21 protein-coding genes are annotated in these 18061 nt (G+C 74.1%); 13 read left to right on the top strand and 8 right to left on the bottom strand.

Features of this window, described 5'->3' with window-relative positions; genetic code table 11:
* Positions 1–7: 7 nt before the first annotated feature.
* Positions 8–484, bottom strand: a complete 477-nt coding sequence (gene tsaE, locus ACLIBK_RS16315; RefSeq protein WP_415388342.1) for a tRNA (adenosine(37)-N6)-threonylcarbamoyltransferase complex ATPase subunit type 1 TsaE — start codon at positions 482–484, stop codon at positions 8–10.
* Between the two features lie 147 nt (positions 485–631).
* On the opposite strand from tsaE, the gene ACLIBK_RS16310 reads away from it, so the two are divergent.
* From ACLIBK_RS16310 to ACLIBK_RS16290, 5 genes are all read left to right on the top strand, one after another.
* Entirely contained in the window at positions 632–1630 is a 999-nt protein-coding gene (locus tag ACLIBK_RS16310; protein ID WP_415388341.1) for a Bug family tripartite tricarboxylate transporter substrate binding protein, read from the top strand.
* 3 nt (positions 1631–1633) lie between these two features.
* On the top strand, positions 1634–3505 hold the full coding sequence (locus tag ACLIBK_RS16305) for an AMP-binding protein (RefSeq protein ID WP_415388340.1): 1872 nt from the start codon (positions 1634–1636) through the stop codon (positions 3503–3505).
* The gene (locus tag ACLIBK_RS16300) at positions 3502–4116 is read left to right on the top strand and encodes a 2-hydroxychromene-2-carboxylate isomerase (protein WP_415388339.1); all 615 of its coding nucleotides are present in this window, start codon (positions 3502–3504) and stop codon (positions 4114–4116) included. The genes ACLIBK_RS16305 and ACLIBK_RS16300 overlap by 4 nt, the downstream gene beginning before the upstream one ends.
* A 209-nt stretch (positions 4117–4325) precedes the next feature.
* A complete protein-coding gene (locus ACLIBK_RS16295; RefSeq protein ID WP_415388338.1) occupies positions 4326–4532 on the top strand; it encodes a cold-shock protein in 207 nt (68 codons plus the stop codon).
* Between the two features lie 282 nt (positions 4533–4814).
* Entirely contained in the window at positions 4815–4964 is a 150-nt protein-coding gene (locus ACLIBK_RS16290) for a hypothetical protein (RefSeq protein ID WP_415388337.1), read from the top strand.
* Positions 4965–5060: 96 nt separating this feature from the next.
* On the opposite strand, the gene ACLIBK_RS16285 is transcribed toward ACLIBK_RS16290, so the two are convergent.
* On the bottom strand, positions 5061–5822 hold the full coding sequence (locus ACLIBK_RS16285; RefSeq protein ID WP_415388336.1) for an SDR family NAD(P)-dependent oxidoreductase: 762 nt from the start codon (positions 5820–5822) through the stop codon (positions 5061–5063).
* Positions 5823–5982: 160 nt separating this feature from the next.
* Between ACLIBK_RS16285 and ACLIBK_RS16280 the strand changes: the two genes are divergently transcribed.
* The 7 genes from ACLIBK_RS16280 to ACLIBK_RS16250 all read left to right on the top strand — a co-directional run bounded on the left by ACLIBK_RS16280 (position 5983) and on the right by ACLIBK_RS16250 (position 13108).
* Positions 5983–6600, top strand: a complete 618-nt coding sequence (locus ACLIBK_RS16280) for a TetR/AcrR family transcriptional regulator (RefSeq protein WP_415388335.1) — start codon at positions 5983–5985, stop codon at positions 6598–6600.
* 310 nt (positions 6601–6910) lie between these two features.
* Complete coding sequence (locus ACLIBK_RS16275) at positions 6911–8167, top strand: PHB depolymerase family esterase (protein ID WP_415388334.1); 1257 nt, start codon at positions 6911–6913, stop codon at positions 8165–8167.
* A gap of 184 nt (positions 8168–8351) precedes the next feature.
* Positions 8352–9368, top strand: a complete 1017-nt coding sequence (locus tag ACLIBK_RS16270; protein ID WP_415388333.1) for an NAD(P)/FAD-dependent oxidoreductase — start codon at positions 8352–8354, stop codon at positions 9366–9368.
* 135 nt (positions 9369–9503) lie between these two features.
* The gene (locus tag ACLIBK_RS16265) at positions 9504–10157 is read left to right on the top strand and encodes a glutathione S-transferase family protein (RefSeq protein ID WP_415388332.1); all 654 of its coding nucleotides are present in this window, start codon (positions 9504–9506) and stop codon (positions 10155–10157) included.
* Positions 10154–11080: a VOC family protein gene (locus ACLIBK_RS16260; RefSeq protein ID WP_415388331.1), complete on the top strand. Its 927-nt coding sequence runs from the start codon at positions 10154–10156 to the stop codon at positions 11078–11080. Before ACLIBK_RS16265 ends, ACLIBK_RS16260 begins: the two co-directional genes overlap by 4 nt.
* Positions 11077–11943, top strand: a complete 867-nt coding sequence (locus ACLIBK_RS16255; protein ID WP_415388330.1) for an FkbM family methyltransferase — start codon at positions 11077–11079, stop codon at positions 11941–11943. The genes ACLIBK_RS16260 and ACLIBK_RS16255 overlap by 4 nt, the downstream gene beginning before the upstream one ends.
* Before the next feature lie 103 nt (positions 11944–12046).
* Positions 12047–13108 (top strand): glycosyltransferase family 4 protein, encoded by a 1062-nt coding sequence (locus ACLIBK_RS16250; protein ID WP_415388329.1) that lies wholly within the window; start codon positions 12047–12049, stop codon positions 13106–13108.
* Here the strand turns inward: ACLIBK_RS16250 and ACLIBK_RS16245 are convergent.
* Positions 13086–13736: a YjbF family lipoprotein gene (locus ACLIBK_RS16245; protein WP_415388328.1), complete on the bottom strand. Its 651-nt coding sequence runs from the start codon at positions 13734–13736 to the stop codon at positions 13086–13088. The two genes, ACLIBK_RS16250 and ACLIBK_RS16245, sit on opposite strands and share 23 nt — an antisense overlap.
* Positions 13737–13880: 144 nt before the next feature.
* Here ACLIBK_RS16245 and ACLIBK_RS16240 point away from each other — a divergent pair, with 144 nt between their 5' ends.
* The gene (locus tag ACLIBK_RS16240) at positions 13881–14579 is read left to right on the top strand and encodes a DJ-1/PfpI family protein (RefSeq protein WP_415388327.1); all 699 of its coding nucleotides are present in this window, start codon (positions 13881–13883) and stop codon (positions 14577–14579) included.
* Between the two features lie 13 nt (positions 14580–14592).
* Here the strand turns inward: ACLIBK_RS16240 and hisA are convergent, their stop codons facing one another.
* The 5 genes from hisA to hisB are packed head-to-tail and all read right to left on the bottom strand — an operon-like array spanning position 14593 to position 17702.
* Entirely contained in the window at positions 14593–15315 is a 723-nt protein-coding gene (hisA, locus tag ACLIBK_RS16235; protein ID WP_415388326.1) for a 1-(5-phosphoribosyl)-5-[(5-phosphoribosylamino)methylideneamino]imidazole-4-carboxamide isomerase, read from the bottom strand.
* On the bottom strand, positions 15312–15878 hold the full coding sequence (locus tag ACLIBK_RS16230; protein WP_415388325.1) for a GNAT family N-acetyltransferase: 567 nt from the start codon (positions 15876–15878) through the stop codon (positions 15312–15314). Before ACLIBK_RS16230 ends, hisA begins: the two co-directional genes overlap by 4 nt.
* On the bottom strand, positions 15875–16528 hold the full coding sequence (gene hisH, locus ACLIBK_RS16225) for an imidazole glycerol phosphate synthase subunit HisH (RefSeq protein ID WP_415388324.1): 654 nt from the start codon (positions 16526–16528) through the stop codon (positions 15875–15877). Before hisH ends, ACLIBK_RS16230 begins: the two co-directional genes overlap by 4 nt.
* Positions 16525–17088 carry a DUF2628 domain-containing protein gene (locus ACLIBK_RS16220; protein ID WP_415388323.1) on the bottom strand — a complete coding sequence of 188 codons (564 nt, stop codon included), beginning with the start codon at positions 17086–17088 and terminating at the stop codon, positions 16525–16527. The genes hisH and ACLIBK_RS16220 overlap by 4 nt, the downstream gene beginning before the upstream one ends.
* Positions 17088–17702: an imidazoleglycerol-phosphate dehydratase HisB gene (gene hisB / locus ACLIBK_RS16215; protein WP_415388322.1), complete on the bottom strand. Its 615-nt coding sequence runs from the start codon at positions 17700–17702 to the stop codon at positions 17088–17090. The genes ACLIBK_RS16220 and hisB overlap by 1 nt, the downstream gene beginning before the upstream one ends.
* Positions 17703–18061 lie beyond the last annotated feature (359 nt).

Genomic DNA, 18061 nt, shown 5'->3' with positions numbered 1-18061 from the left:
GTGCCCGTCATGCCACCGGGGCCCCGGTGGCCAGGGCGGCGAGGCGGTTCGGCCAGCCGGACATCCGGGCGGCGCGGCGGTGCTCGTCCAGCGGCTGCAACTCCAGTTCCAGGGCGTCCGGCGGGGCCAGGGCGCCCAGCCGTTCCGGCCATTCCACCAGCACCACCCCGTCCCGCGCCTCGTCCCAGCCCAACTCGTCGAGGTCGGACGGGCCGCTCAGCCGGTACAGGTCGAAGTGGTGCGCCACCACGCCGCCGGGCAGCGGGTAGGACTGCACCAGGGTAAAGGTCGGCGAGGGCACTTCCAGCGCCGGGTCCGCCGCCGCCGCGCGCAGAAAGGCGCGGGCAAAGGCGGACTTGCCGGCGCCCAGCGGCCCGCGCAGCAGGATCGCGTCGCCCGGCCGCGCCAGGGCGGCGACGCGCGCGGCCAGCCGTTCCGTGGCCGCCAGCTCGGGCAGCAGGAGGTCGAGGGTTTCGGGCGGCATGGTTCCGGGGCGCAATCTGCCAGCGGCGGCGGGGACGGCACAAGCGCGCCCGGACGCATGGCCGGGCGGCGCGGAACTGCTTGACAGGCTCCCTGATACGCCGCGTCATGCCGACCAAACAGAACACACGAAGCCAGCGAGGAAACCATGCCGTCTCCCCCTGCCCCCTCTGCGTCCCGCCGCGCCCTGTTGTCCGGCGGGGTGGCCTTGGCCGCCGGTCTCGCCGCGCCGCGGCTGGCGCGGGCGCAGGGCTTTCCCGACCGGCCGATCCGGCTGCTGGTGCCCTATCCGCCGGGCGACGGGCCGGACGTGATCGCGCGCTCGCTGGGCGAGATGCTGCAGCCGCGGCTGCGGCAGCCGATGGTGATCGAGAACCAGCCCGGCGCCGGCACCACGCTGGCGGCGCAAACGCTGAAGCGCGCGGCCCCCGACGGCTACACGCTGATGTTCGGCGGTTCCACCAGCCTGGCGGTGGCGCCGGCGCTGTATCCGCGGCTGGCCTACGACCCGGTGAAGGACTTCACCCTGGTCTGCACCGTGTCCACCTCGCCCTTCGCGCTGCTGGTGCGCAAGGACGGGCCGCAGGACCTCGCCGCCTTCGTGGCGGGGGCCAAGGCGAAGCCGGGCTCGCTGGTCTACGGCTCGGCGGGGGCGGGCACGCCGCACCACCTGCTGTTCTCCATTCTCACCCAGGCGCAGGGGATCGAGGCGGTGCACGTGCCGTATCGCGGCGTGACGCCGGCGCTGACCGACCTGCTGGCCGGGCGCATCCAGGCGACCTTCTGCCACCTCGCGGCGGCGCTGGGCTTCCTGCAGAACGGCGACCTGCGGGCGCTGGCGGTGACGCCGGCCACGCGGCTGCCGGCCATCCCGGATGTGCCGACCTTCAAGGAACTGGGCTTTCCCGGCATGGAGGATGCGGCCTGGCTCGGGCTGGTGGCGCCGGCCGGATTGCCGGAGCCGGTCGCCGAGCGGCTGTCGCGCGAAACGGTGGAAGTCGTGCGCTCGGAAGAAGGGCGCAAGCGGATCGAGGCGCTGTTCCTGTTCCCGGACCCGCGACCCTATGACGCGCTGCGCGGCTACGTCGCGGCGGAGGTGGAGCGCTGGGGGCCGATCGTGCGGGCTTCCGGCGCGGAGGTGAACTGAGGCGTGCCGAACGCCGACGCCGCCGCGCGGCCGCGCTTCGACGGGCCGGAGGGGATCGCCGCGCTGGAACGGCTCGGCCAGGACGCCGTCGTGCCGGTGCGCAGCACGATCGCTCTGCTGCGCCGTTCCGCCGCGCTGTGGCCGGAGCGCGACGCGATCGTGCTGCTGCCGAATGGCCGTCCCGACGACGTGCCGCAGCGGCTGCCTTATCGCGAGTTGCTGGCGCGGGTGCAGCGCTGCGCCAATGCGTTGCGCGAACTCGGCGTGGGCGAGGCGGACAGCGTCGGCTTCCTGCTACCCACCCTGCCCGACACCTTCGTGACGCTGCTGGGCGCGCAGCTGGCGGGCCGGGTCTGCCCGATCAATCCGCTGCTGGGCGCGGCGCATATCGCGACGCTGCTGCGCGCGGTGGGGGCCAAGGTGCTGGTGGCGCTGGGGCCGGACCCGGCGCTGCCGATCTGGGACAAAGTGGCAGCGATCCAAGCCGAGTTGCCGGAACTGCGCGTGGTGCAGCTGGGCGGCGACACGCAGCCGGGCGCGCTGGATTTCGACGCGCTGCTGGCCGCGCAGCCGGACACGCCGCGCTTCGCGCGCGAGGTCGCGGCGGATGATATCGCGGCCTTCTTCCACACCGGCGGCACCACCGGCGCGCCCAAGCTGGTGCAGCACACCCACGGCAACGAGGTGCAGGCGAGCTGGCTGCTGGGCATGGCGCACGGTTTCGCGCCGGAGGACGTGGTGCTGAACGGCTTCCCGCTGTTCCACGTCGCCGGCGCCTTTTGCCACGGCCTGGCGGAACTCGCGGCGGGGGCCTGCGTGCTGATCCCGTCGCGGCTGGGGATGCGCAACCAGGATTTCGTGCGGAACCATTGGCGCGTGGTGGAGAAGCACCGCGTCTCCATCCTGACAGGCGGGCCGACCTTCCTGACCACGCTGCTGAACGGCGCGCTGGCGGGCGAGGACATTTCCTCCGCCCGCGTGCTGATCACCGGCGGCTCGCCGCTGCCGGCGGAGCTGGCCGAGGCTTTCGAGCGGCGCTTCGGCGTGCCGGTGCGCGCGCTGCTGGGCATGACCGAGGCTTGCGGCGTGGTGGCGCTGGAACCGCTGGCCGCGCCGCGCGTGCCGAATTCCTGCGGCTGGCCCCTGCCCTTCAGCGCGGTGCAGGTGCTGGCCGCCCTGCCCGGCGGCAAGCCCGACCCGTCGCGCCCCCTGCCCGCCGGCGAAACCGGCGTGCTGGCGATCCGCGGGCCGCAGGTCAGCCCCGGCTACACCGACCCGCGCCGCACCGCCGAGGATTACCTGCCCGGCGGCTGGCTGGTGACGGGCGACATGGGGCACCTCGGCCCCGACGGGCGGGTGTTCATCACCGGCCGGGCGAAGGACGTCATCATCCGCAGCGGCCACAACATCGACCCCGCCGCGATCGAGGAGGCGATCCTGCGCCACCCGGCGGTGGAGCTTTGCGCCGCGGTGGCGCAGCCCGACCCTTATGCCGGCGAGCTGCCGGTGGTGTTCGCCAAGCTGCGGCCGGGGGCGGAATGCTCGGCGGAGGCGCTGCTGGCGGTGGCGGCGGAACACGTGCCGGAACGTCCCGCCGTGCCCAAGCGCGTCTGGCTGGTGGACCGTTTCGACATGACCGCCACCGGCAAGATCCAGAAGCCGGAACTGCGCCGCCTGGCCGCGGAGCACACGCTGCGCGACGCGCTGCAGCCGCTGTTGCCGGAGGGCGTGACGCTGCGGGTGGAAGGTCTGGCGCGCGACGGCGGCAGCACCGCGATCCGCGCCACGCTGTCGGGCGGCGACGCGGCGCTGGTTGAAACGGTGCGCGCGCGCCTCGCGGCGTTTCGGCTGCCCTTCGAGCTGGTGGCGGCATGACCGAACGCGCGCCGGTCGAGTTCTTCTTCGACTTCATCTCGCCCTTCGGCTTCCTGGCCAGCCTGCGGGTGGACGCGCTGGCGGCGGCGCATGGCCGCGAGGCGCGCTGGCAGTCCATGCTGCTGGGCGTCAGCGTGCTGAAGGTGATGGGCATGCAGCCCTTGCCGAAGACGCCGCTGAAGGGGCCGTATCTCCGGCGCGACCTCGGGCGCTACCTGCGTCGCCACGGCCTGTATCTCGGGCGCGACCTGGACCGGCCGCCCGCCAACCCGATCCCCGCCGGGCGTGCCTTTCACGCGCTGGACGCGCGCTCGCCGGAACTGGCCAGGCGCGTCGCGCGCGCGCTGCTGCAGGCCTACTGGATCGAGGACCGCGACATCGGCGATCCCGCCATCGTGGCGGCGGTGGCCGGCGATGCGGGGGCCGAGGCCGCGGCGGTGCTGGACGCGATTGGCAGCGGCGAGGGCGACCGGCTGCTGCGCGCGGCGGTGGACGCGTCGTTGAACAAGGGCGTCTTCGGCTCGCCCTTCTTCCTGGTGGATGGCGAGCCCTTCTTCGGTTTGGAGAAGATGGAGCTGCTGGCGGAATGGCTGGACAGCGGCGGCTGGTAGCGCCGATCCGTGCCATTTCGCGTCGGGCAGGCGATTATGGTTGCATCGCGGGCAGGCTGCGCCCATATCGGTCAGGTCAACTCGTCGGTTCGGCCTGTTCTCTGAGCTCCTCGTGAGCGCCGAGCCTGCGTCCGTTTTCCCCCGAAGCTTGATCCGCCCCGTGATATCTGCGTGGCGGCCTCTCTTCGCTTAGGAGCGGAGCGGCTATCATGTCTACCGGCACTGTTAAGTGGTTCAACGCAACCAAGGGCTTCGGCTTCATCCAGCCCGAGGACGGGAGCAAGGACGTGTTCGTCCACATCTCCGACGTCCAGCGTTCCGGCATCGGTGACCTGCAGGAAGGCGACAAGCTGGAGTTCGAGCTCCAGAAGGGCCAGCAGGGCAAGGTTTCGGCCAGCAACCTGCGTCGCGCGTAAGGAATTCGGGGCGCGCCTTCGGGGCGTCCCTGTTTTTCGGCATCGCGACGTGCCGGGGCGAAGGCTCCGGCGCGTCGCGATGCCGCGCTTTCCATCCCGCCCCGGGCGGGTTGGCCGGAACGATGCGCCACGCGGCGCTTCCATGACCCTTTCGGGACATTCGGCCTCGCGGCTTTCACGCGCCTTCGCGCGGCCGCTTTTTCACCCCAACATCGCTTCAACATCAGGTTGAAGGTTGCCGGCCGGCGTTCCCCGGGAACGCCGCGGCGCAAGGACAACACCATGCGAGACAGTATCCACACCGGCCATCCGGCCACCCGCGCGCGGATCGCCGCGCCGTCCTCCAACACCGCCGTCGTGCCGCGCGATCCCGAGCCGTCCAAGCTGACGAACGACGAGATCCGCCGCATCGTCCACGACCTCCTCGGCTGAGGCCGGGGACGGGCCGGCGGCCCCCTCCCTTCCCCACGGGTTGCCGCTGCCGGTGGCTCTTGCCACCGCAGCGGTTCTGCCCGGTTTTTCCGGCGATCAGATCGCCAGGCCACCGGCGACGTTGACCGTTTCGCCGCTGATGTAGCCCGCATGCGGGCCGGCCAGGAAGCAGATGGTTTCCGCCACTTCCTCCAGCGTCGCAATGCGGCGGATCGGGTGCATGTCCAGGATGGCGTCGCGGTTCGGCAGCTCGCCGGCCACGTCGGCGGCCATGTCCGTGGGCATGATGCCGGGCTGCACCACGTTCACCGTGATGTTGCGCGGGCCGAGGTCGCGCGCGATGCCCTTGGCGTAGCCGGCCAGCGCCCATTTGGTGCCGGCGTAGTCGGCCACCCCCGCGAAGGGCACGGCGGAGCCGAGCAGCGAGCCGATGAAGATGATCCGCCCGCCGTCGCTCAGCCGCGGCGCGGCGGCGCGCGTGTTGGCGATGGTGCCGAGGACGTTGACCTGCCACTGGCGGTTATAGCGTTCGCCGTCGAGCGCGGGGTCGTCCACGGTCTGCCCCTGGATCGCGATGCCGGCATTGTTCACCAGGATGTCCAGCCTGCCGAACTCGGCGAGTACCGCGTCCACCAGGGGCTTGGCGGAGGACAGGTCGGCCTGGTCGCTGCGCACCGCGATGGCGCGGGCGCCGGCGGCCCGCAGCGTCGCCACCACCGCCTCGGCCTTGTCGGCGGAGGCGGCGTAGCTGATCGCCACGTCCGCCCCGTGCGCGGCGAAGGCCGCCGCCGTGGCGGCGCCGAGGCCGCGCGAGCCGCCGGTGATCAGGACGGTCTTGCCCTGCAAGGTGTTCGGCATGGGAGCCCTTTCGCTGCAATGGCCGGGGTGCCGCCCGCGGGCAGCCGACTGTCCGGCCGGGTTAACATAACGACCATTACTATAATGCTCGGTATGAAATCTGGACAAGGGCTGTCGGGCGGCTTAGTGCTGCCGCCATGCTGATTCCCGGCTCGACCTGATGGGGCGCCATCGCGAATTCTGCGTCGATGCGGCGCTGGATGCGGCGCTGTGCGTGTTCTGGCGCAAGGGCTACGAGGGCGCCTCCTATGCCGACCTGACGGAGGCCACGGGCGTCGAACGTCCGGCGCTGTATTCCGCCTTCGGCAACAAGGAGGCGCTGTTTCGCCGGGCGCTGGCCCGCTACCACGAACGCTACCTGGGCTACCTACCGGAAGCCCTGCAGCAGCCCACGGCGCGTCAGGTCGCCGAGCACTTCCTGCGGGGTGCGGTGGCGCTCAACACGCGCTTTCCCGACCACCGTGGCTGCCTCGCCGTCAACGGCGTGCTGGCTGGGTCGGACGAGGCCGAACCGATCCGCCAGGCGCTGATCGACTACCGCGCCGCGGGGGAGGTGCTGCTGCGCGAGCGGTTCGAGCGGGCCAAGGCGGAGGGAGAGCTTCCGGAGGGCACCGACGCCGCCACCCTGGCCGCCTTCGTGATGGCGGTGAGCCACGGCATCGCCGTGCAGGCCAAGGCGGGTTTCCCGCGCGAGGCGCTGGAGGCGGTGGCCGAACAGGCGCTGGCCGGCTGGCCGGCGGACCCCCGCCCGGACCGGGCCGCCGCGCCCGGGTCCTGAACGGCCGCCTTCCGCGGCACGGCGACCGGCCGGTGCGGCGGGCCGGGCGCCGGGCCGCGGGGCATTTGCGCCCTCCCCCGCGGAAACCCCTTTGCTGCACCGCAGCAAATCCCCATCTTGTTGCGGCTGGCACCCGTTCGAGGCGCCGCCGCCAACGTCCCGAGAAGGCCATGCCGCCGGAATCACCTCGCCCGCCGCGAGGTTGTTTCCCCGGCCCCCATTGCTCCCTGCTGCCCTCCCCGGCGGTAGGCGGGCGCAGCCGTCGGCGGGTTCGTCCCGCTGCCGGCGTCGGATGAGGAATCCACACCGCATGTTCGGCCAGAACGGTTCGCGTCCTTCGCTCGATGAACTCGTCCGGCACGGTGCCCGCTGGGCCCGGCGCCACGGCACTGCCGCCGCCGCGACTGCCGCGGCGCAGCCGGACCGCCTGTCGGACGTGTCCGGCTTCGGCAGCGACCCCGGCAACCTGCGGATGCGCGTGTACCTGCCCGCGGACCTGCCGGCGGGGGCGCCGCTGGTGGTGGCGCTGCACGGCTGCACCCAGACGGCCGCGGGCTACGACGCCGGCTGCGGCTGGTCGGCGCTGGCGGAACGGCACGGCTTCGCCCTGCTGCTGCCGGAACAGCGGCGCGAGAACAATCCGAAGACCTGCTTCAACTGGTTCGAGCCCGGCGACGCCGCGCGCGGCGCCGGCGAGGCGCTGTCGATCCGCCAGATGATCGGGCACCTGCTGGACACCCATAAGCTGGACCCGCGCCGGGTCTTTATCTCCGGCCTGTCGGCCGGCGGCGCCATGACGGCGGTGATGCTGGCCACCTATCCGGAGCTCTTCGCCGGCGGCGCGATCATCGCGGGCCTGCCCTTCGGCGCGGCGACCAGCGTGCCGCAGGCCTTCGAGGCGATGTTCCAGGGCCGCACCCAGCCGGCGCGTTCCTGGGGCGACCTGGTGCGCGGCGCCTCGCCGCATCGCGGCCCCTGGCCGGCGGTGTCCGTTTGGCACGGCGACGCCGATGCCACGGTGAAGCCGGTGAACGCCGAGGAAAGCCTGAAGCAGTGGCGGGACGTGCTGGGCCTGCCCGAGCAGCCCGACGCTTCCGAGCAGGTCGGCAGCCATCTCCGCCGGGTGTGGCGCGGCCGCGACGGCCGGGCGGTGCTGGAAAGCCACGCCATTGCCGGCATGGGCCACGGCGTGCCGGTCTACCCCGGCGAGGGTCCGGGCCGCGGCGGCGCGGCCGGTCCCTTTATCCTCGATGTCGGCGTGTCCTCGACGCACATGATCGCGGAATCCTGGGGCCTGCTGCGCGATGGCGAGGCGGCCGCCCCGCATCCGGCCGCGGCGCGGCCCGCGCCGGGCCGGAGCAGCGCCGGCGGGCCGCGGGTGATCGAGGTCGGTCCCGACGGCGAGGTCCGCGTCGACCCGCCGCGCCCGGCGCAGGCCGAGGCACCGCACCGCCCAGCGGCAGGGGCCGGGACCGGGGCCGGGACGGACCGCCGCGCGCCGGGGCCGCTCGACCCGGGGGCGGTGATCCGCAAGGCGTTGCAGGCCGCGGGGCTGCTGCGCCCCTGAAGGCGCGGCGGAAGCGCCCGGCCGCCGCGTAGGCGCCGGGCCGGCCTGGTCCCGGGGGGCGGCACGCCGTGCCGGACCGGCGCCCGCGGCATCCGCGGGCCGCGGGACGGCAGCGTTTCCCCCCCGGCTATCAGCCTCGGCGGGATGCCTGTATCACCGCCGGCCGGAAGAAGGGGCGGGAGCCATGGCGACGCGCATTGAAACCGACGTGGCCGTGATCGGCGCCGGGCCGGCGGGGCTCTTCGCCGTGTTCGAATGCGGCATGCTGAAGATGCGCTGCGCGGTGATCGACACGCTGGAAGCCATCGGCGGGCAATGCACGGCGCTGTATCCGGAAAAGCCGATCTTCGACATTCCCGCCCATCCGCGCATCCCCGCGGGCGAGCTGGTGGCGCAGCTGGAACACCAAGCGCGCCCCTTTACCCCCGACTACCTGCTGGGCCGCCGGGTCGAGCGGCTGGAGCGCGTGGGCGAGAGCTTCGAGCTGCACACCGACAAGGGCGACACGGTGGTGGCCAGGGCGGTGATCCTGGCCGCCGGCGCCGGCGCCTTCGGCCCCAACCGCCCGCCGCTGGACGGGCTGCCGAGCTACGAGGCTTCCGGGGCGGTGCGCTACCTCGTGTCGCGGCGAGAGGATTTCCGCGGCAAGCGGGTGGTGATCGCGGGCGGCGGCGATTCCGCGGTGGACTGGGCGCTGAGCCTCAAGCAGGTGGCGGCCAAGGTGATCGTGGTGCACCGCCGGCCGAAGTTCCGCGCCGCGCCGGAAACCGCGGCGCAGCTGGAGGACGCGGCGGCGCGCGGCGAGGTGGAGATGGCGATCCCGTACCAGCTGCACGGTTTGCGCGGCGACGGCGAAACGCTGACGCACGTGACGCTGGCCACGCTGAAGGGCGAGACGCGCGACGTGGAGGCCGACCACCTGCTGGCCTTCTTCGGCCTATCGATGGAGCTGGGCCCGATCGCGGAATGGGGCCTGGGGATCGACAAGCACCACGTCGCGGTGAACCCCGCGACCTGCGAGACCAACATCCCCGGCGTGCACGCGATCGGCGACATCGCGACCTATCCCGGCAAGCTCAAGCTGATCCTGCAGGGCTTCTCCGAGGGCGCGATGGCGGCGCACGCCATCCACCCCCGCGTCTTCCCGGGCGAGGCGCTGCATTTCGAGTATTCCACCAGCAAGGGCGTGGTCGCGGCCTGAACGGGCCGCTGCCGGGCCGGCGGTTCCCGCCCCCGGGGCGGGGCCGGACCGCGCCCGCGGGGTAGAGATTCCGGGCCCGTCCCGGGGCGGCGCGGAACCGCCCGGCACGGGGAGCAGAACCGAGGGAGGGTTCCCATGGCCGCAAACCGCCTGTTCATCGGCACCAAGCGCTATTCCTCCTGGTCGTTGCGCGGCTGGCTGGCCGTGCACCTGGCCGGGCTGCAGGTCGAGGAGGTGCTGATCCCGCTGGCCGGGGGCAACACCCCCGCCATCCGGGAAGCCACCCCGGCCGGGCTGGTGCCCTACCTGGAGCACGAGGGCGCCCGGATCTGGGAAACCCTGGCCATCTGCGAATACTGCGCCGAGCACCGGCCCGCCCTGTGGCCGGCCGACCGCGTCGCGCGGGCCTGGGCGCGCGCCGTGTCGTCCGAGATGCATGCGGGGTTCCGCGGCCTGCGGATGGCGATGCCGATGAACCTGGGCCGCGACTTCGCCGGCCGCGGCCGCACGCCGGACGCCTTGGCCGACATCGCGCGGGTGCAGGCGATCTGGACGGAATGCCTGGCGGCGAGCGGCGGGCCCTTCCTGTTCGGGGAGGTGTTCGGCGCGGCGGACGCGATGTTCGCGCCGGTGGTGACGCGCTTCCTGACCTACGGCGTGGCGCTGGAAGCCGCCCCGGCCGCCTATGCCGCCGCGGTGCGCGCGCATCCGCTGGTGGCGCGCTGGTACGCCGAGGCCGCGGCGGAGCCCGCCGCTTGGCTGCAGGCCGGCTACGAGAACCCGGCTTGAGCCATCCCGGGGAGCCCGGCCCCGGTGTCGGCGCCAGCGCCAGCGCCAGTGCCAGTGCCAGTGCCAGTGCCAGCGCCAGCGCCAGCGGGCTGGACCATGCCGGCATCTGCACCCGCGACGGCCCGGCGCTCTGGGCCGCCTTCGAGGCGCTGGGCTTCGCGCTGACGCCGGTGGCGCGACAATCCGGCCGCCGCACGCCCGACGGGCCGATCGAGGAGCTGGCCACCGGCAACCGCTGCGCCATGCTGCGGCAGGGCTACGTCGAGCTGCTGGCGATCCTGGACCCCGCGCGCTTCGACAACGGCCTGGGCGCGCTGGTGGACCGTTATCCCGGGATGCACATCCTGGCGCTGACGATGGGCGACGTGGCGGGCAACCTCGCCCGGCTGCGCCGCGGCGGGCTGGCGATCCCGGGGGTGGCGCACCTGGAACGGCCGGTGGACGACCCGGCCGGGCCGCGCGCCCGGTTTTCCCGGCTGCCGCTGCCCGACGCGCCGGAAGGCCGGGTGCAGCTGATCCGGCACGAAACGCCGGAACTGCTGTGGCAGGAGCGCTGGCTGCACCACCCCAACGGCGCCGCGACGCTGTGCGGCAGCATCCTGGTCTCGGCGCAGCCGGCGGAAAGCGCGGTGCGGTTGTCGCGCCTGGCCGGGCAGGCGCTGGAGCCCGACCCGGTGGGCGGCTTCGCCCTGCCGCTGCCCGACGGCACCCGGCTGCGCATCCTGCCGCCGGAGGTGCTGGGGGAGGTGTTGCCGGGCGTCGTGCCGCCCGCCCTACCCTTCCATGCCGGGCTGGTGCTCCGCACCGCGGACGGCAACGCCGCGGCGCGCCGCTGGCTGGCCGGGATCGCGGCGGAAGGGCCGCTGGGCCTGTGCGTGCCGCCCGAGCGGGCCGGCGGCGTGGCGCTGGTGTTCGCGCCGTGACGGCGGCGGGCGGCAAGGGGCGCGGCCGGGTCGCTGCGGTCGCGCGCGGCGACGCCGGCGGCCCGGGTGCGGCGGCCGGGCGCGGCGAGGCCGATGGTCCGGGTGTGGCGGCCGGCAGCCAGGCGGCGGCGATCGGGCGGTCGCTGCGGACCTACTACGCCCCCGGCCACGCCGCCGGGCTGGACGCGCACCTGCGCCGCTTCCTGCCGGCGGGGGGGCTGGGCTTCGACATCGGGGCGCATGTGGGCGACCGCACGGCGTGCTTCCGCCGTCTCGGCGCCCGGGCCGTGGCGGTGGAGCCGCAGCCCCGGCTGGCGCGGCTGCTGCGGCTGCTGTTCCGGCACGATCCCGGCGTCGCCGTGGTGTCCGCCCTGGTGGGCGCGGCGCCGGGCGAGGCGGTGCTGCGGCTGAACTCGGCCAATCCCACCGTGGCCACGGCCTCGGACGCCTTCGTGGCCGCGGCCGAGGGCGCGCCGGGCTGGGAAGGGCAGCGCTGGGACGCGGCGCTGCGCCGCCCCGTCACCACGCTGGACGCGCTGATCGCCGCCCACGGGGTGCCGGACTTCGCCAAGATCGACGTGGAAGGCTTCGAGGCCGCCGTGCTGGCCGGCCTGTCCCGCCCCCTGCCCGCCCTGAGTTTCGAGTTCACCACCCATCAGCGCGACGTGGCGCAGGCCTGCCTGGAACGGCTGGCCGCCCTCGGGCCGTACCGCTTCAACGCCTGCCTGGGCGAGGCGCCGCGCTTCCTGCTGCCCGCCCCCTGCGACGCCCCCGCCATGGCCGCCTGGATCGCCGCCCTGCCGCCCCGCGCCAACAGCGGCGACGTGTATGCCAGCCTCGACCCGGCTCGGGTGGCGCCGTGAGGGGGGTGGTCGCGGTGCGGGGCGCGGGTGCCGGGTGCCCGGGCCGTGACGGGGGGCGCCGCCCCCCGCTTCCCCGCCCCTCCACCTATCGGAGCGAGGGCTGATGCGCTTCGACGCCGTGCTGGAGCATCTGGGCTTCGCGCTGCTGCTGGCCGCCGTGTCGGCCGGGCTGGTGCGGCTGATGATCGCCTTTCCCATCCTGGACCGGCCCAATGCGCGTTCGGCGCACAGCACGCCCACGCCGCGCGGCGGCGGGGTGGGGGTGGTGGGGGCCTTCGTGGCGGGGATGCTGGTGCTGTACCACGCCGCCAACTACGCCCGCATCGCCGAGCCGCAGTTCGTGGGCGTGATCCTGGCGGCGGTGGCCATCGCGGCGGTGTCGCTGGCCGACGACGTGGTGAACTTCCGCTTCGTGGTGAAGCTGGCGGCGCAGTGCGGCGCGGCGCTGGTGGCGATGGCCAGCGGGCTGGTGGTGCAGCGGCTGGCGGTGCCCTGGCTGGGGGTGGTGGATCTGGGGCTGCTGGGGCCGGCGCTGACGCTGTTCTGGATCCTGGCCTGCACCAACGCGGTGAACTTCATGGACGGGCTGGACGGGCTGGTGGGCGGGTCGCTGCTGATCGCCTGCGCCGTACTCTGCGCCATTGCCGCCCTGGCGGGGGGCTGGTTCGTCTACGCCGCGTCCCTGTTCCTGGCGGCGGGGCTGCTGGGCTTCCTGCCCTTCAACTGGTCGCCGGCGCGGGTCTTCATGGGCGACGTGGGCTCGCAGTTCCTGGGCTTCGTGCTGGCGGTGCTGGCGGTGGCGGCGGCGCGCTTCGACGTCAGCCAGGTGTCCTTCCTGATCGTGCCGCTGCTGCTCTTCGCGCTGCTGTTCGACAGCGGCTTCACGCTGCTGCGCCGCGCCGCCCTGGGCGAGCGGATCAGCACGCCGCACCGCACCCACCTGTACCAGATGGCGCAGCGCGCCGGGATGCGGACGCGGCAGGTGGCGGCGCTGCACGCGGGCTTCACCGCCTTCCAGGGCGGGCTGGCGCTGCTGTTCCTGTTTCTCGCCCCCTGGGCCAAGCCGCTGGTGGTGGTGCCGGCGCTGGCCGTGCAGCTGGGCTGGCTGCTGGCGGTGGTGCGGATGGTGCGCCGCGCCGGGCTCAGCTGGCGGGCGGGACGATGACCTCCACCACCATGGGCTCGGTGCCGCCCACCCATTGTTCCGAGCGCCAGATGGAGCCGGTGTCGGGCACCGCCCAGTAGCGGTTGGTGAAGGACGCGCCGCCGCCGCAGCGCTCCTCGACGATCAGCGCCTCGGCGGTGGGGACGGCGCGCAGGCGGCATTCCAGCGACAGGCCGAAGCGCATGTGTTCCGGCGAGCGGTCCGAGCGCATCAGGTCCACCGAGCGGCGCAGCGTCGCCGGCCGCTCCACCAGCGCCAGCGGGTCGTCCAGCGGGTCCGGCCCGTCCAGCCGGGTCGCCGCCACCCAGGTCGGCAGCCCGGCGGTGGCCACCACCCGCGCGCCGTCCGTGCCCACCACCAGGCCGCTGCCGCTGCGCCACAGCCGCTGCTCGCCGTTCTGCTGCAGCAGGGTGGCGGTGGTGCGGCGGCTGCCCACGGCCACGGACAGGGCGGGGCGTTCGGGCATGCTCTCGGCGGTGGGGGGCAGCCCCTCGGGGGGCGGTTGCAGCGCCTCGGCCTCCGAGGGTGCGCGGGGCGGCAGCAGCAGGCTGGCGCGCAGGATGTCGCCCGCCGTGGTGTCGCCGCAGGCGGCGAGGAGCAGGGGCAGCAGGAGGAGCGCGCGGGGCATCGGCGGAGCATGCGGGGCCGGCGCCGCCGCGAACAGCGATTCGCCGCGAATATCCCATGGCCGTCGCGGGTGGCGGCCCGTTCGGGCGGTGGCGGGGCGATCTGCTACGGTGGCGGATCCTCGGCCTGCGTTGGAGCGCGCCCCATGGACCCCGTGACCATCCGCATCGGACTGCTGTTGTTTCCCGACGTCACGCAACTCGACCTGACCGGGCCGGCCGAAGTTTTCGGACGGCTGCCGGGCGCCGAGGTCGCGCTGTTGTGGAAAACGCTCGACCCCGTCGCCTCGGATCGGGGGATGCGCATCCTGCCGACGGCCCGGTTCGAGGATTGCGGGCGGCTGGACGTGCTCTGCGTCCCCGGCGGTCCCGGGCAGATCGCCCTGATGGAGGATGAGGAGACCCTGGGGTTCCTCCGCCGCGTCGCGCCGGAGTGCCGCCTGGTCACCTCGGTCTGCACCGGGTCCCTGGTGCTGGGGGCGGCGGGCCTGCTCACGGGCTACCGCGCGACCTCGCACTGGTCGTCGATCGACCAGCTCGGCCTGCTGGGGGCGCAGCCCGTGGCGGAACGGGTGGTGCGCGACCGGAACCGCATCACGGGCGCGGGGGTGACGTCGGGCATCGACTTCGCGCTGGCCGTCGTCGCGGAACTCGCCGGCGACGAGGTGGCGCAGACGATACAGCTGCAGCTGGAATACGACCCCGAGCCGCCATTCCGGGCCGGGTCGCCCCGCTCGGCCCCCGCCGCCCTGGTGGCCGCCGCGCGCGAAACGATGGCGCCCTTTCTCGCCCGGCGCCGTGCCGCCACCGAGCGCGCGGCGGAACGGCTGCGGACCCTCGCCTGAGCCGCGGGGCCGGCTAGCCCGCCGCGGCCAGCGCTTCCGCGGCGCCGAGGCGGCCGTCGTACAGCGCGCGGCCGATGATCACGCCGGCGACGTTGCCGGCGGCGCGCACCGCCTGGATGTCCGCCAGGTCGGCCACGCCGCCGCTGGCGATCACCGGGGTGGTCAGGTGGGCGGCCAGCGCCGAGGTGGCTTCCACGTTGGCGCCGCCCAGCATGCCGTCGCGGTCGATGTCGGTGTGGATGATGGCGGCGGCGCCGGCATCCTCGAAGCGGCGGGCCAGTTCGAGGGCGGTCATCTGGCTGGTTTCGGCCCAGCCTTCCGTGGCGACGCGGCCGTCGCGGGCGTCGATGCCGATGGCGACGCAGCCGGGGTGGCGGCGGCAGGCGTCGCGGGCGAAGTCGGGGTTCTTGGCGGCGGCGGAGCCCAGGATGACCCGCGCCACGCCGGCGCAGAGCCAGCCTTCCAGCGTTTCCATGTCGCGCACGCCGCCGCCGAGCTGCACGGGGATCGAGACGGAGCGCAGGATGGCGCGCACCGCGTCGGCGTTGGCGGGCTTGCCGGCGAAGGCGCCGTCCAGGTCCACCACGTGCAGCCAGCGGAAGCCCGCGGCCTCGAAGCTGGCGGCCTGGGCGCCGGGGTCCTCGCCGTAGATGGTGGCCTGGTCCATCTCGCCCCGGCGCAGCCGCACCACGCGGCCGCCCTTGAGGTCGATGGCGGGATACAGGGTCAGGCTCATGGCGCTCCCTTGCCGCGTCGGCCGCGGGAAGGTTCCAGCAGCTTGTAGTAGTAGTGCCCCGCCACCGGGGCGCCGCCCACATGGGCGTAGGCGGGGTGGGTGCCCCAGCGCTGGTAGCCCTGGGCCTCGAACAGCGCGATGGCGGTGCTCTGGGTTTCCCGCACGTCCAGGTTCAGCACGCGATGGCCGAGGCCGGCGGCGCGCTCCTCCACCCGCCGCACCAGCAGCCGCGCCAGGCCGTGGCCGCGGGCATAGGGGGCGACGTAGGCGTGGCTGAGCTGCGCCGACCAGGCCTGGGCCTCGTTGTTGCGCGGCGGGCGCAGCAGCTGGGCACTGCCCACGGGGTGGCCGTCCAGGCGGGCGATGAACAGCTCGCGCTCGGGCACCAGCAGCACGCCGCGGAAATGGCGGGCCAGCACCTCGCGGCCCTGCGGCTCCACCCAGCCGAAGCCGCCGCCCTCGATGATTGCGGCGTCGGTGGCCTCGCAGAGTTCCTGCAGGTCGGCCTCGTCGATCGCCTCGACGAGTTCCACCGAGAGTTCGTGCGCGATCGTGTCGGTCACGGCGACCAGCGCAGGAAGTTGCCCAGCATGCGCAGGCCGAGCGGGCCGCTCTTCTCCACGTGGAACTGCGTGCCGGCGAGGTTGTCGCGCCCCACCACGGCGCAGACCGGGCCGCCGTAATCGGCGCTGGCCAGGGTTTCCGCCGGGTCGCCGTCGCGCAGCGCGTAGGAGTGCACGAAATAGGCGTGGTCGCCCGGCGCCACGCCGGACAGCACGGGATGCGCGGGGGCCGAAAGGTCCAGGCCGTTCCAGCCCATCTGCGGCAGGGGCAGCATGGCGGCGTCGGCGTCGCGCGGGTCCATCGGCGCGATCTCGCCGCGGATCCAGCCCAGGCCGGGGGTGGTGCCGTGTTCCAGCCCGCGCTCGGCCATCAGCTGCATGCCGACGCAGATGCCCAGGAAGGGCAGCGCGCGGCGTTCCACCGCCTCGCGCAGCGCGTCCTCCATGCCGTCCAGCGCGTCCAGGCCGCGGCGGCAGGCGGCGAAGGCGCCCTGGCCGGGCAGCACCACGCGGTCGGCGGCGGCCACCTCCTCGGCGCGGGTGGTGACGGTGAAGGTGGCGTCGACCCCGCTTTCCGCCGCGGCGCGCCCGAAGGCGCGGTGCACGGAGGCGAGGTTGCCGGAACCGGGATCGATGATGGCGACCTTCATGCCCAGCCCTTTCCCATCGCGGCGGCGTCGAGGCTGCCGAGGCGCAGCATCGCTTCCTCCTCGTTCCGGGCCAGCACCACGCCGCGTTCCGGCAGGCCGCGGCGGGCGAGGCGCCAGCGTTCCAGGTCGCGGCCGTGAAAGCCCAGCAGCAGGCCCAGGGCCAGCCCGGCCGGGGGCAACAGGGCGGGCGGCAGGGCGAAGGCGATCGCGGCGCTCAGCAGCAGGAACGCCAGCAGCGGCAGCCAGAGCCCCTTGAACAGCAGCCAGAGCGGGCCGAGCAGGAAGGCCCACCAGGCGAAGCCTTCGCGCACCAGCCGCGGTTCCGGCACCGGGTCGTCGCCGGGCGCGGGGAGTGGCGCCGCGCCGGTCGCGGGCACGGCGCCGGCCGCCGGCCAGGGGCGGGATGCGGGAACCGGGCCGGCTGCCGGCCAGGAGTTGGCCAGGGCAGCAGAGCCGGCCGCGGCCACGGGAGCCGCTGCCGGCCAAGCGGCGCCGGCGGAACCCACGGGCGGCGGGGGGCCGGCCGGCGGCGCGGCGGCGTGAACGGTGAAGACGCGCATCACCCTTCCAGCGTTCCCTTGGTGGAGGGCACGGCGCCGGCCGCGCGCGGGTCCGGCTCCACCGCTTCGCGCAGGGCGCGGGCGACGGCCTTGAAGCAGCTTTCCGCGACGTGATGGGCGTTGTGGCCGTGGCGCTGCATGACGTGCAGCGCGAAAAGGCCATTGGCCGACAGGGCGCGGAAGAACTCCTCGAAGAGCTCGGTGTCCATCTCCCCGATCTTGGGGCGCTCGAAAGCCACTTTCCAGACCAGGAAGGCGCGGCCGGACAGGTCGATGGCGGCTTCGCACAGCGCCTCGTCCATCGGCACGGCGGCTTGGCCGAAGCGGCGGATGCCGCGCTTGTCGCCCAGGGCCTGGCGCAGCGCCTGGCCGAGGACGATGCCCACATCCTCGGTGGTGTGGTGGAAGTCGACGTGCAGGTCACCCTTGGCCTCGACGCTCAGGTCGAACAGCGCGTGGCGGGCCAGGGCGGTCAGCATGTGGTCCAGGAAGCCGATGCCGGTGGAGATCTCCGCCCGGCCGGTGCCGTCCAGGTTCAGGCGCAGGGTAATGGCGGTCTCACCCGTTTCGCGCGTGATGCTGGCGGTGCGGGCGGCGGAGGGGGCGGCGTCCATGGCGCCCCTTTAGCGCCGCGTCGCGGCCGGGGCCAGCAGGGAGCCGCGCCGTCTCGGGCTGCACGGCGGGGGTCTGCTCGGCGGGAACTCCGTCCGGGGGCCCTTCGGCCTTCGGCGGCAGGATGACGGCGGCGCGCGGGATGGGGCATGGAGATCCGGCGCCGGTGCAGCGGCCCAGCGCGGGCATTCCGGGCCCATGGCACCGGCATGGGAGCGGCCATGACGCGCTACACGGCCCATGCGGAGGAGATGATCGCGATCCGCGGCATTGCCCGCGCCTGGGTGGAACCACCCTCGCGGTCCCGGACCTCAGGCTTCCCGATGCCAGCCCAGGCCTGACCCGTTCCTTCCGGGCGATC

The organism is Roseomonas sp. BN140053 (genome assembly GCF_047690175.1).
Taxonomy (GTDB): Bacteria; Pseudomonadota; Alphaproteobacteria; order Acetobacterales; family Acetobacteraceae; genus Roseomonas.
This window is presented reverse-complemented; position numbering and strand designations above follow the sequence as displayed.

Bases quoted from the DNA above. Each gene is read 5' to 3' on its own strand.
- tsaE (WP_415388342.1), bottom strand. From the start codon at position 484: ATGCCGCCCGAAACCCTCGACCTCCTGCTGCCCGAGCTGGCGGCCACG.
- ACLIBK_RS16310 (WP_415388341.1), top strand. From the start codon at position 632: ATGCCGTCTCCCCCTGCCCCCTCTGCGTCCCGCCGCGCCCTGTTGTCC.
- ACLIBK_RS16300 (WP_415388339.1), top strand. From the start codon at position 3,502: ATGACCGAACGCGCGCCGGTCGAGTTCTTCTTCGACTTCATCTCGCCC.
- ACLIBK_RS16295 (WP_415388338.1), top strand. From the start codon at position 4,326: ATGTCTACCGGCACTGTTAAGTGGTTCAACGCAACCAAGGGCTTCGGC.
- ACLIBK_RS16290 (WP_415388337.1), top strand. From the start codon at position 4,815: ATGCGAGACAGTATCCACACCGGCCATCCGGCCACCCGCGCGCGGATC.
- ACLIBK_RS16285 (WP_415388336.1), bottom strand. From the start codon at position 5,822: ATGCCGAACACCTTGCAGGGCAAGACCGTCCTGATCACCGGCGGCTCG.
- ACLIBK_RS16280 (WP_415388335.1), top strand. From the start codon at position 5,983: ATGGGGCGCCATCGCGAATTCTGCGTCGATGCGGCGCTGGATGCGGCG.
- ACLIBK_RS16275 (WP_415388334.1), top strand. From the start codon at position 6,911: ATGTTCGGCCAGAACGGTTCGCGTCCTTCGCTCGATGAACTCGTCCGG.
- ACLIBK_RS16270 (WP_415388333.1), top strand. From the start codon at position 8,352: ATGGCGACGCGCATTGAAACCGACGTGGCCGTGATCGGCGCCGGGCCG.
- ACLIBK_RS16265 (WP_415388332.1), top strand. From the start codon at position 9,504: ATGGCCGCAAACCGCCTGTTCATCGGCACCAAGCGCTATTCCTCCTGG.
- ACLIBK_RS16250 (WP_415388329.1), top strand. From the start codon at position 12,047: ATGCGCTTCGACGCCGTGCTGGAGCATCTGGGCTTCGCGCTGCTGCTG.
- ACLIBK_RS16245 (WP_415388328.1), bottom strand. From the start codon at position 13,736: ATGCCCCGCGCGCTCCTCCTGCTGCCCCTGCTCCTCGCCGCCTGCGGC.
- ACLIBK_RS16240 (WP_415388327.1), top strand. From the start codon at position 13,881: ATGGACCCCGTGACCATCCGCATCGGACTGCTGTTGTTTCCCGACGTC.
- hisA (WP_415388326.1), bottom strand. From the start codon at position 15,315: ATGAGCCTGACCCTGTATCCCGCCATCGACCTCAAGGGCGGCCGCGTG.
- hisH (WP_415388324.1), bottom strand. From the start codon at position 16,528: ATGAAGGTCGCCATCATCGATCCCGGTTCCGGCAACCTCGCCTCCGTG.
- ACLIBK_RS16220 (WP_415388323.1), bottom strand. From the start codon at position 17,088: ATGCGCGTCTTCACCGTTCACGCCGCCGCGCCGCCGGCCGGCCCCCCG.
- hisB (WP_415388322.1), bottom strand. From the start codon at position 17,702: ATGGACGCCGCCCCCTCCGCCGCCCGCACCGCCAGCATCACGCGCGAA.